10 protein-coding genes are annotated in these 12,024 nt (G+C 55.2%); 7 read left to right on the top strand and 3 right to left on the bottom strand.

All coding sequences use genetic code 11. The annotated features are described in order from the left end of the window. The first annotated feature begins 110 nt into the window (after positions 1–110). Positions 111–230 (top strand): helix-turn-helix domain-containing protein, encoded by a 120-nt coding sequence (locus CCY01nite_RS27040; RefSeq protein ID WP_307726086.1) that lies wholly within the window; start codon positions 111–113, stop codon positions 228–230. Between the two features lie 391 nt (positions 231–621). Here the strand turns inward: CCY01nite_RS27040 and CCY01nite_RS17190 are convergent, their stop codons facing one another. Both CCY01nite_RS17190 and CCY01nite_RS17185 read right to left on the bottom strand, forming a co-directional pair. After that, positions 622–2,469 (bottom strand): glycoside hydrolase family 2 protein, encoded by a 1,848-nt coding sequence (locus CCY01nite_RS17190; protein WP_146864411.1) that lies wholly within the window; start codon positions 2,467–2,469, stop codon positions 622–624. Between the two features lie 20 nt (positions 2,470–2,489). Continuing rightward, positions 2,490–4,853 (bottom strand): alpha-L-rhamnosidase-related protein, encoded by a 2,364-nt coding sequence (locus CCY01nite_RS17185; RefSeq protein ID WP_146864409.1) that lies wholly within the window; start codon positions 4,851–4,853, stop codon positions 2,490–2,492. Between the two features lie 107 nt (positions 4,854–4,960). Between CCY01nite_RS17185 and CCY01nite_RS17180 the strand changes: the two genes are divergently transcribed. After that, complete coding sequence (locus CCY01nite_RS17180) at positions 4,961–5,605, top strand: HAD-IA family hydrolase (RefSeq protein ID WP_146864407.1); 645 nt, start codon at positions 4,961–4,963, stop codon at positions 5,603–5,605. A gap of 3 nt (positions 5,606–5,608) precedes the next feature. Here CCY01nite_RS17180 and rluF read toward each other — a convergent pair whose 3' ends face one another. Then, a complete protein-coding gene (gene rluF / locus CCY01nite_RS17175) occupies positions 5,609–6,352 on the bottom strand; it encodes a 23S rRNA pseudouridine(2604) synthase RluF (protein ID WP_146864405.1) in 744 nt (247 codons plus the stop codon). A 69-nt stretch (positions 6,353–6,421) separates the two neighbouring features. Between rluF and CCY01nite_RS17170 the strand changes: the two genes are divergently transcribed. The 5 genes from CCY01nite_RS17170 (at position 6,422) to CCY01nite_RS17150 (ending at position 12,007) form a co-directional block, all read left to right on the top strand. Continuing rightward, a complete protein-coding gene (locus CCY01nite_RS17170) occupies positions 6,422–7,708 on the top strand; it encodes a serine hydrolase domain-containing protein (RefSeq protein ID WP_146864403.1) in 1,287 nt (428 codons plus the stop codon). A gap of 1 nt (position 7,709) precedes the next feature. Continuing rightward, positions 7,710–8,177 carry an RNA polymerase sigma factor gene (locus CCY01nite_RS17165; protein ID WP_146864401.1) on the top strand — a complete coding sequence of 156 codons (468 nt, stop codon included), beginning with the start codon at positions 7,710–7,712 and terminating at the stop codon, positions 8,175–8,177. After that, positions 8,165–8,707 carry a hypothetical protein gene (locus CCY01nite_RS17160; RefSeq protein ID WP_146864399.1) on the top strand — a complete coding sequence of 181 codons (543 nt, stop codon included), beginning with the start codon at positions 8,165–8,167 and terminating at the stop codon, positions 8,705–8,707. Before CCY01nite_RS17165 ends, CCY01nite_RS17160 begins: the two co-directional genes overlap by 13 nt. A gap of 61 nt (positions 8,708–8,768) precedes the next feature. After that, positions 8,769–10,019 (top strand): beta-ketoacyl-ACP synthase II, encoded by a 1,251-nt coding sequence (gene fabF / locus CCY01nite_RS17155; protein WP_146864397.1) that lies wholly within the window; start codon positions 8,769–8,771, stop codon positions 10,017–10,019. Between the two features lie 134 nt (positions 10,020–10,153). Continuing rightward, positions 10,154–12,007 carry a glycoside hydrolase family 127 protein gene (locus CCY01nite_RS17150; protein ID WP_146864395.1) on the top strand — a complete coding sequence of 618 codons (1,854 nt, stop codon included), beginning with the start codon at positions 10,154–10,156 and terminating at the stop codon, positions 12,005–12,007. Positions 12,008–12,024 lie beyond the last annotated feature (17 nt).

Genomic DNA, 12,024 nt, shown 5'->3' with positions numbered 1-12,024 from the left:
TCTCTCCATCAGATACCCGAATAAAATCAGGGTAAAATTACTTTTGAGACGGCTTACGAAACTCCCGGCCTTACCTACAAGCCACTGTACAGGATCGGGAAGTATGCACCATCTTTCAGGTTACCCGCCCCACGATTTACGACTGGATCAGGCACGACAAGCTCAAACCCTACAAAGTCCGGTCAAGGATTTATTTCCGGACGAAAGAGGATGTGCGGGCGTTTTTCTGATGGCAGGGATGAGGATTAATGGCCGATAAAGGCAAGGGCAAGGCCAGGATGAAGCGGGTATGAAGCGGATTAAAGGCCGATTAAGGCCGATCCAAGGCCGATAGTATGCGAGTACGAGGCCAGTACGAGGGTCTGGACGCCGGTTACGGCAGCGAGCAAAACTACCAGTGGCTGGAAGACAAGGAAAAGCTTTGTCTAAAACAAAAGAAGGTGCCTCTATTTTTGAGACACCTTCTTATGTTCAATTATCTGCTAATCGCAGTAAAACAAGAAAAAACACTAATAAATCATCACCCACTTTTCGCATCTATGGGTATACCATGGATATGCTATGGATGATCCATGGATAATCCCCCGGTAATCTATGGGTCTGCTTCGATTTAACTCCGGATCAGGGTACGATCGTCACCAGTGATGGATCGTACAATTGCTCATGCACAGCCTTGAATTTCTCCACCGGGTTCTTGATCACTTTCCGGTCATAGGTCATCAATCCGTTCGTTTCCACTTCCACGTCCGTGGTTTGCGTGTACACCGCGGCGGATAAACCTATTTTTATCAATTCTTCCATTTTGCCGATCATGCCTTCATACCGTTTGAACAGCTCTTCCGGCGTTTTAAAGCTCTGGTACCCCCAGTTATCTTTCTGCTGCCATACGTGACCGTCCACCGGCAGGCCGAGGCCGCCGTACTCGCCGAGCACGATCGCCTGTTTGCTGCCGTAAATGGCCGGATCGGGCATGGCGGGATCGGGATAGTTATGCAGGTCGATGATATGGCCTGTTTGCACAAAGTTGCCGCCGCTGGCGCTGTTCACCAGGCGGGAGGGGTCTTTCTGCATCGTCCATTCGGTGATCTCGGCGGTCTTGAACTGACCCCACGCCTCGTTGAAAGGCACCCATACCACGATGGAGGGCACATTGTACAGGGCGTCTATGATCGCGTTCCATTCTTCGCGGTAAGACCTTTCGGACTCTTTGTTACGGTTCTGTTCGGTGCCGCGGCCAACGATGCCGGGGCGCGGTTCCCAGTGGTTGCCAAGGTCGCCGCTCGGCATGTCCTGCCACACCAGCAGTCCCAGTTTGTCGCAATGATGATACCAGCGCGCGGGCTCCACTTTGATGTGTTTGCGGATCATGTTAAAGCCCATCTCCTTTGTCTTCTCCACATCAAAGCGCAGTGCTTCGTCCGTTGGCGCAGTGTACAGGCCGTCCGGCCACCAGCCCTGGTCCAGCGGGCCGTACTGGAACACAAATTCATTATTGAGCAGCATCCGCAATACGCCTTGGTCATCTTTACCAATGGATGTTTTGCGCATGGCGAAATAGCTTTTTACTTCGTCTACCACTTTTTCTTTCCGGATGATCTCCATTTTAAGATCATAGAGGAAAGGCTGGGCGGGGGACCAGAGCTTCGGTTCATTGATCTTCAATACCGCTGTGGCGCCGGGTTCCACCACTTCTTCAGACACCATGTTCTCGCCATCCCAGGCGGAGATCTTTACCTTGTCGTTTTCCATCGGCCCCTGCACGGTGGTAGCCACGGTGATGGTACGTTTGTCGATGTCCGGCGTTTGCCTTGCTTCCACAATGTAGGTCGGCGGCACCGCTTCCAGCCATACGGTCTGCCAGATGCCGGTTACGGGCGTATACCAGATGCCTTCCGGTTTTCTGACCTGCTTGCCTCTTGGCTGCGTGCCCTCATCTGTGGGGTCCCATACCCGCACTACGATCTCCTGTTCCTTTTTCTTGCCGTTGGCGAGGTAGGTGGTGATGTCGAAAGAGAATGGATCAAAGCCGCCTTTGTGGCCGCCGGCCAGCTTGCCGTTGATATACACTTCCGCATGCCAGTCCACTGCCCCGAAATGCAGCAGTATCTTCTTTCCTTTCATGGAAGAAGGAAGGATGAACGTATTTTGATACCAGAGCAGGTTGTTCTTTCCCACCGTTTTGCCTACGCCGGAGAGGGCGGACTCGATGGCAAAGGGCACCAGGATCTTTCCCTGGTAACTGCCGGGTTTGCTTTCCTTGCGGGAGGTGATGGCATAGTTCCAAAGTCCGTTCAGGTTCTTCCAGTTATCCCGCACGAACTGCGGGCGCGGGTATTCGGGAAGCACGGAATCAGGACGAACCTGTTCGCTCCAGGGAGAAGTGATCCTGCCGGGCACGATCTGCCAGGAGGTGTCCTGCGCCTGTAAGGAAGATGCAGCCAGTAATAAAGCTGCCAGGAGTTGTTTCATATCGATGTCTGTGTTTTAGTTTATAAATTGATCTCCTGCCTGCCGGAGTGCAGCGGCACTGTTTTCCCCTTCCATTTGAACGTTCCGTTCAGCTTTCCGGGCAGGATGATAACGGCGCGTACGCCGTCGTTCTTTTTTCGTTTAAGCGATACCGTTACTTCACCGTCCGGCAGCGGCATTTTGCCTTCCGCTTCCGTTAATGCGCCCATCGCCGGTTCCACCAGCACCGATGCAAAACCGGGGCTGCCGGGCATGATGCCGCAGATGGTAGCCAGGAAGTCGTAGTTCGGGCTGGCGCTCCAGGCATGGCAATCGGAACGGGTGGGTTCCTCTTTTTCTGCGAACGTGGTCAGCCCGATCTTCAGCATGTCGCGCCAGGGCGTCAGCTGCTCGTAGTACCGGTCTCCCATGCCGGTCTTCTTCAATGCCAGCATCAGGTAGAAGCGGTAGTAGATCGTGGCTTTGCTCAGCTGCGGATCAGTGATCACCCGCTGCAGGAATGCCTGTTCATCCGCCGCGGGAATGGCGCCGGACAATACGGCCATGATGCCGGCATGCTGGCTAAAGGTCCGTTTTTCCGGCGTATTGGCCATCGCTCCTTTTCCGGCGTCATAACAATGTTTGTATACGGAGGAAGTCAGCTGCCGGGCCAGTTCGCGGTAGTGCGCGGCCTGCGCGGTTTGCCCGAACGCTTCAAAGAGCGGGGCGGCCTGTTGCAGGGTATACGCGAACTGCAGGCTAATCACGGAAGAATGCCCGTCATCCGCGCCGTCCGGTACACCATTCGGGAATGCGTCGTTCCAGTCGGTGAAGTTCCACCATTTCATCGGCCCGAGCATGCCCATTTTTTTATCAACATGCCCCTCGTACCAGTCCAGCACCCCGCGCGCGGCGCTGAGGTACCGGGTGATGAAGGCATCGTCTTTCCGGTGCATCCAGTAGTCGTACAGCATAGACACCCAGTAGAGGGAGAACGGCGCGATCACCTGGAGGCGGTTGCTCGGATAGCGGCCCTGCGTAAGCCCTTCGGGCACGCGGGAGCAATAAAAATCATGGATCGCTTTTCTGACCAGGCGGTCGTCGCCCGTTACGTACAGGCTGATGAGCGCCTGGATGCGGGTATCGCCTTCGTATTGCAGTTGTTCGTAGTAGGGGCAGTCGAAATAGGTTTCCCCGGCGCAGAGCCTGGCGGTGCGCCAGCCGGTTGTCCAGATATCCTGCAGGCTGGGATCGCTGCTGCGGAACGACGCTCTTTCTTCAAAGGGATAACCGGTGTACATGCCGTAAAGATCGTTGATCACGAGCGGCTCCGCGGCGGTGGTGATGTCCAGCTGCAGGTAGCGGAACGTGCGGAACCAGAGAGGACGGAACATCCGTTGTTCGCCGCCGTCCGGTTGAAAGATATCGTAGTTCCCGGCGATCTCCATACTGTCGATCGCATCGCGGTGGCCTTTCTTTCCGTCTTTGAACAGGGCTTCCGCGTAGGTCAGCCGGATGCTGCTGCCCGCGCCTTTGCTCACCAGCAATTGCGGATAAGCCACAGTATTGAAATCCTGGTCTACCAGGATGCTCACGGTCTGGTTCGCAGGAATGGTCAGCGGCTGCCTGCCCTTTAAAAACCCGTCCGGCACCTTTACGCCGGCCCTGCGTACGCGGGACATCCGCTGCAGGCTTTCCTCCATCAGGGGAATGCTCCGCGGCGTGAGCGTCCATATGTTATCCGTTCCGTAACCCGCCGTTACCGGGCTGGTGATCTCGCGGGCCTGCTGCCAGCGGCTATCATCGTAATCCGGTTGCTCCCATCCCCAGGGATAGGCGCTGCCTTTCACATCATCGCCCGGCCCGATCACCATGTAGCTGCGCAGGCGCCGGCCATTATCGAGGGAGCAGGGCGTATAGGCGGTATCGTTATATGCTTTCCAGCTGCTGTTGGATTGAACGGCTTTTTCCGCATCCGTATCTCCCTGCAGCACGAAGCCGGTCATATTGGATACCTGGGCCACCGCCGAATGCTCGCCCATGTTCCACACCAGCGCCGCCACCACGTTCTTCCCCGCTTTGAGCAGGGGCGCAATGTCCACCGTTTCAAAATACCAGTTGTACAGGTCGCCGCGGGCGGGACCACTGCACACCGGCGTACCGTTCACGAATAAACGATAACGGTTGTCGCCCGTCACATGCACCACGAAGCGGCCGGGCTTTGCCGGCAGCTCGAACGTTTTGCGGAAATGGTATACGCCATATTCGCGGGAGGGCGCCTCCGGCGCGGCGATCCATCTGGACGGCCAATGGCCTTTGAGCAGCGCCGGGTTCACAGGCCCCTGTGCAAATGCTCCGGTAGCCAGCAATAGTACCAGCCATATACAGTAACGTGAAAATTGCATAGCGTTGTTGCTAAAGGAATGGGAAATAATGCATCATCAGTTGCGAAAAATAATAAATGTTTATTATACTTTTATTATACTTGGCACCGAAACCTCTAAATCTATATATGCGAAAACCTGATTGTATCATTTTCGACTGTGATGGCGTATTGGTGGACAGCGAGGTGATCGGCATCCGGTTGCTTCTGGAAATGACAGCGCCGTACGGCGTTTCGATGAACGAAGCGGAGGCGCTGGAAGAATTTGCCGGCCGCCGCCTGAAAGAAGTGATCGATATTTTACAAACCCGCACGGATAAACCCTTCCCGGAAGACCTGGAACACCGTTTCAGGGAACGTTCTTTTGAAGTATTTCAGCAGGAAGTGGAACCGGTGGAAGGCATCAAGGCCCTGCTGGATAGCCTCACCATCCCGTTCTGCGTGGCTTCCAGCGGCCCGGTGGACAAAATACGGCTCAACCTCACCCTCACCGGGCTGATCAGTTATTTTGAAGACAGGATATTTAGCGCTTATGATATTCACAGCTGGAAACCCGATCCGGGGATCTTTTTGCACGCCGCCAAAGAAATGGGCTTCCCGCCGGAGCGGTGTGTAGTGATCGAAGACAGCAAAGCGGGCATCACCGCCGGTGTAAAAGGCGGCTTCCGGGTTTTCGGATATGCGAAGGAGCACAACGCTAAAGAACTGCAAAATGAAGGCGCTACCGTGTTTTATAGCATGCATGAGCTGCCGCAGTTATTAAAACTGGCCTGAGCATCATTCATCCATCCCTTCACTCCCCTGCCCTTTCTCCGTTTTACTGCTGCCTGCCACCATCGTATTGATCGCAGCGATCTCGTCTTTCGTGAAATACCGCCATTTACCGGGCGGCAGATCCTTTAACGTCATGCTCATGATCCGTGTACGCTTCAGCGTTTCCACCTTGTAGCCGAGCGCTTCGCACATCCTGCGGATCTGGCGGTTCAGCCCCTGCGTGAGGATAATACGGAAACGATGGCTGCCCTCCTGCTGCACGAAACATTTTTTCGTATAGACGCCCAGGATACGGACGCCGCTGCGCATCGTCTTGACGAACTCCAGCGTTACCGGCTTGTCCACCGTTACCACATATTCCTTTTCATGCTGGTTGCCCGCCCGTAGTATCTTGTTGACGATATCGCCGTCGTTCGTGAGGAAGATCAGACCTTCCGACAGTTTGTCCAGCCGCCCGATGGGAAATATCCGGGAGGAATGGTTCACATAGTCGATGATGTTGGACTTGTCCTTCAGGTCTGTTGTACAGGTGATGCCTTTGGGTTTGTTCAGGGCGATGTAGATCGTGTTCTTTTTCTTTTTCAGCGGTTCCCCGTCCACTTCCACCACATCTCCCTCCTGCACGCGGTTCCCTTTCAGGGCAATGTTATCGTTGATCGTTACACGCCCCTGCTCGATGTACTTGTCGGCCTCGCGCCGGCTGCAGAAGCCGGTATCGCTGATATATTTGTTAATGCTGATGTCCATAGCGTGCGGCAAAATTACATTTTTTACGGCTGGCTGTAAGTTTTCACATCTTTCCGCAACTAACCGTTCATGTACAAGATATTCTTATTGTCCCTTTTACTGGGCACGCAGCAGGACCGCCTGGAGCGTTACCTGCAGATACAACACGAGCGGCTGGGGTTCAGCGGTGTGCTGACGGCGTACCAGAACGGCCAGCCGCTGTACCGGGTAAAGACCGGCCAGGCCTCCCGGGAGCTGAACGTACCACTGACGTTCGATGCCCGTTTCCGTGTGGCGTCCATCTCCAAACAATTCACCGCGCTGCTCACGGTGCTGGCGATGGAAGAAAAGAAACTGCGCCCGGCGGATTCCCTGGCCCTCTTTTTCCCCACGTTGCAGCACGCGCAATGGCGCCGCATCACGGTGGAGCAATTATTGTCCCACACTTCCGGCATCCCGCATAACGAGGGCATCGCGGATTACTGGACTATCAAATCCCGCCTGCCATTAACGAAGGAGCAGGCCCTGCGGGAGATCTTTCAGATGAAGCTCCGGCCGGATACGCTGTATTCCAGTCCGGGTTACTTCCTGCTGGCCTGCATCCTGGAAAAAACATACGGAAAAGACTATCCGGCGCTGCTGCAGGAAAAAGTGCTGCAACCGCTGCACATGCAACATACCGGCGTATTCACGCACACACAGATCATTCCCAGCCTCGTCAGCGGTTATCATCTGCTCCGCGACAGCCTGATACCCGCGCCATACCGCGATCCTTCCCTGATGAAAGGCTCCGGCGACCTGTATTCCACCGCGGAAGACCTTCAGATATGGAACAACAGCCTGCTGAACGACGGGCAGTGGAGCACAAACATACGGCAGCAGCTTTTTACCGTTCACAACCGCGCGCTTTCCTACGGTTACGGCTGGTACCTGCGCCCGGAGCAGGGCAAATACTGGCACGGCGGCGGCACCTTCGGCTGCTCCGCGATCTCGGCGGTGTATGAAAAAGAAAAGCTGTCCATCGTATTGCTCGGCAACGTATCCGTGCTGCCGGTCAATGAAATGCTGGCGGATATTGAAAAGATCGTATCGGGTCAGCCATTCGACATGCCGGCACCCCATCCGCCGGTGATCCACCTCGGCGATGAACAATTGAAGGCGTTCACGGGTATTTATGTAGCTGAAGGACAGGAACTGCGTATCCTGCAACAGGGCCATCAGTTGTATGCCAAAATGGGCAATCACCCGCCGTTTGAGATCTATCCGGCCAGCGAACGGGAGTTTTACGGCAGGAAAGTGAATGTGCGGCTTATCTTTAAAGACGGCGGGCTGGAAGCCGCCTTACGTGGACAAATACACCGGTTTTCCAAACGATAATATGAACGAATCACAATTCATACAACATATTGATCAGCATCAGCATATCATCCACAAGATATGCCGGCTGTACAGGGATTCGCGGGAAGACCGGGAAGACCTGTTCCAGGAGATCGTGTTCCAGCTCTGGAAATCCGCATCCTCCTTTGAAGGCCGGTCAAAATTCAGTACGTGGATGTACCGGATCGCGCTGAGTACCGCCGTTGCGGGATTCCGGAAGAAAACGCCTGCTATCGTGTACCCGGAAACGTTACCCGAGCAAACAGAAGCGCCGGATGAAAAGCAGGTACAGTCGGAACGATTGATGGAAGCGGTGAAAAAGCTCGATGATGCGGACAAGGCATTGATCACGCTGTACCTGGAAGATCTCAGCTACCAGGAAATAGCGGAGATCACCGGCATCAGTGAAAATTATGTGGGCGTAAAATTAAACAGGATCAAAACAAAATTACTGCAATGGATACATTAAAATCGGCCTGGAAAGGCATGGAAACGGAACATACGCAGCAGGAAAAGCTGCGGGGGATGCTGCTGGAACGCAGGCACCCGGTATTAAAGGATATCCGCTGGCAGATGATCATAGAAGTGATCATTTTCAGCGTCCTGCTGCTGGTATACTATGATTTCTTCGACGGGGACCGCAAGCCCCTGTACGCCAACCTCCTGCTGGCGGGCTCACTGCTGTTTGCTGTATTGCACAGCATTGGCGGCTACCTGCTCGCGCGCCGGAAAATCTATGACGCGAACCTCTCCCAATCACTGATGCGCTCTCTTTCCGCCATGCGCCGGTTCGCCTTTATGTCCATTTCCTCGAGGGCCGCCACAGCCGTCTGCCTGCTGCTTTTCTTTACGGCGGCCATATCCTTCAACACCGGGAAGTACATTATACTGGCAGGCATTGCTGTTATTTTTCTTATACAGATGTGGATACTGATCAGGATGTGGCGGAACAGGATCAGGCGGCTGGAAGATTCCGTACGGTCGTTGCAGGGACAATGAAAAAAAAATTTGAATATCACTAGCCCGTTCGGTACATTTATCGCCACAATAAATGGAAAAAATGAAACGAGTTGTTATTACGGGCCTGGGAGCCATTACGCCATTGGGAAATTCCGTCGATACGTTCTGGGAAAATATTGTTGCGGGAAAAAGTGGCGCCGGCCCCCTGACAAAGTTTGATGCAACCAAGTTCAAGACACAATTCGGATGCGAGGTAAAAGGGTTCAATGCGGAAGATTATATCCCTAAAAAGGAAATCAGGAAATACGACCTCTTCACCCAATACGCCATTGCCGCCAGTGACGAGGCGATCCGCGATGCGGGGCTTGACTTTGCGGCGATGGATGTAAAGGAACGCTACGAAGTGGGGGTGATCTGGGCTTCCGGCAACGGCGGCATCGGCACCTTTGAAGCCGAAGTGCGGGACTTCTATGCGGGAGACGGTACGCCCCGCTTCAATCCGTTCTTCATTCCCAAAATGATCGCGGACATCGCAGCCGGCGTTATTTCTATCCGCCATCAGCTGCACGGGCCGAACTATTGCACCGTTTCCGCCTGCGCCTCTTCCAATACCGCGATCATCAATGCGTTCGACACGATCCGCCTCGGCAAGGCCGTTATCATGGTGGCCGGCGGCTCTGAAGCGCCTATCACCGCGTCTTCCATCGGCGGCTTCAACGCCTCACAGGCGCTGTCCAAACGCAACGACGCGCCGGAAAGGGCTTCCCGGCCTTTCGACAAGGACCGGGACGGCTTCGTGATCGGTGAAGGCGCCGGCGCGCTGATACTCGAAGAATATGAACACGCCATCAAAAGAGGCGCGAAGATACATGCGGAGATCGTAGGCGGCGGCATGGCCGCGGACGCCTATCACCTCACCGGCACACCGCCGGACGGCCTCGGCGCTTACCTCGGCATTTCCAAAGCCCTGGCGGACGCACAGCTAAAACCGGAGCAGATCAGCTACGTCAATGCACACGCCACCTCCACGCCCCTGGGCGACATCGGGGAACTGAACGGCATCAAAGCCGCCCTCGGCGACGCTCCCGTTGCCGTGAGCGCCACCAAATCCATGACGGGCCACCTGTTAGGCGCCGCCGGCGCGATTGAAAGCATCATCAGCGTAATGGCCTGCAAACATGATATCATCCCCGGAACGATCAATACCGAAAATCTCGATGAGAATATTCCCGCGGGACTGCAGATCGTACTGGGCAAGTCGCTGCACCAGCCTGTTAATTATGTGCTGAACAATACCTTCGGTTTCGGCGGGCATACGGCCAGCTCCATCTTCAAAAAATACACCGTATAAGCGGCCAATAGAACATATAGAGAGGTTGCACCCCGGTGCAGCCTCTTTTTTTTGCCGGTACAACCTCATTTGAACAAAACCACCCGTTTGCCGGGCAATGATATTTTTATATTTTAGTCCGCTAATTCCACTTTATGAAAAGCTTACTTTTCCCTTGCGCCCTCTTTTGCGCCCTGTCTTCCTTTTCACAGGTAAATGCACAGGTAAAAGACCAGCTCATCCCCGCCAGCACCGTTGCCGTACACGGCTTCATCGGCGGCAAGCTCGATGCGTCTTACCACAACCGGATCATGGCGCAGGATGCAGACCGCCTGGTAGCGCCCTTCCGCGAACGCACGGAAGAACGCTGCTGGCAAAGCGAGTTCTGGGGAAAATGGTTCACCTCCGCCGTACTCGCCTACCGCTATCATCCTGATCCCGCGCTGAAAAGCAAGCTGGACAAAGCCGTGCAGGGCCTCATCGCCACGCAGACGCCGGACGGTTATATCGGGAATTATGCGGACAGCAAACATCTGCAGGCGTGGGACATCTGGGGAAGAAAGTACTGCATGCTCGGCCTTCTCGCCTGGTATGACCTCACAAAAAATAAAGCCAGCCTGCAAGCGGCCCGGAAAGTGGCGGACCACCTGATGAAAGAGCTGTCCGACAAGCAGGTAAAGATCGTCATGGCCGGCAATCATCACGGCATGGCCGCCTCCTCCATACTGGAACCCGTGGTGTTGCTGTACGGCCGCACACGGGAAAAGAAATACCTGGATTTCGCGGAAGCGATCGTAGCGCAATGGGAATCCCCCGAGGGGCCGCAGCTGATCAGCAAATCTGCCGTGAACGTGGGCAAACGCTTCCCGAAGCCTGACAGCAAGGACTGGTACGGCTGGAAACAGGGGCAAAAGGCGTATGAAATGATGAGCTGTTATGAAGGACTGCTGGAACTCTACCGCATCACCGGCAAACCCGGCTACCGCGAAGCGGTGGAGCGCACCTGGGACAATATCCTCCGCACCGAAATGAACATCGCGGGCTCCGGCTCCGCGATGGAGTGCTGGTTCGGCGGACAACAGTTCCAGACCCTGCCCGTCAAACATTACCAGGAAACCTGCGTAACCGCCACCTGGGTAAAGCTCAGCCAGCAATTGCTGCGCCTCACCGGTGAATCGAAATATGCGGATGCGGTCGAGCAGACATATTACAATGCCCTGCTCGGCTCCATGACGCCGGACGGCGCGGGATGGGCCAAATACACGCCCCTCTCCGGCATGCGCATGCCAGGCAGCGAACAATGCAAAATGGGCCTCAACTGCTGCGAAGCCAGCGGCCCGCGCGGACTGTTCACCCTGCCTTCCACCATCGTCATGGAAAGCAGGAACGGCTGCAGCATCAATTTTTATGTGGATGGCGAATACGAGCTGCCCAATCAAATGCGCATACAGCAGCGCACGGACTACCCTGCGTCGGGCGATGTCCGCATCAGCGTAAAGACCGCCGGCACACACAACATACGCCTGCGGATACCCGCATGGAGCAAACAGACCAGCGTTTGGGTGAACGGCGAATTGCAGGAAGGCGTACAGGCCGGCGCATATCTTTCCCTGCAACGCCGGTGGAAAGCGGACGACAGCATCCGCATGGCCCTGGACATGCGGGGACGGATGCTGAAAGCGGGCGATAACGGGCAGTTCATCGCGATTGTAAGGGGGCCGGTGGTGTTGACGAGGGATGCGCGGCTCGGGGGGCCGGACAATGCCGCACCGCTGAATATAGCAGCGGATAAGGACGGATATGTGCAACTGCAACCGGTGGATGCGCCCCAAAAAGATATCTGGATGCAGTTTGCCGCCACATTCTACCCCGAGTCTTACAGGGAAGGCCCGGTGCAGCCCGCCTCGCTGCTGCTCTGCGATTACGCTTCCGCGGGAAATACGAATGACGGAACATCCATCTTCAGGGTGTGGCTGCCCCGGCTGGTAGACCCGATGAAGATGCCGTAATCCGGTTTTATTTATTA

The organism is Chitinophaga cymbidii (assembly GCF_007992715.1).
GTDB classification, from domain to species: Bacteria; Bacteroidota; Bacteroidia; order Chitinophagales; family Chitinophagaceae; genus Chitinophaga; species Chitinophaga cymbidii.
This window is presented reverse-complemented; position numbering and strand designations above follow the sequence as displayed.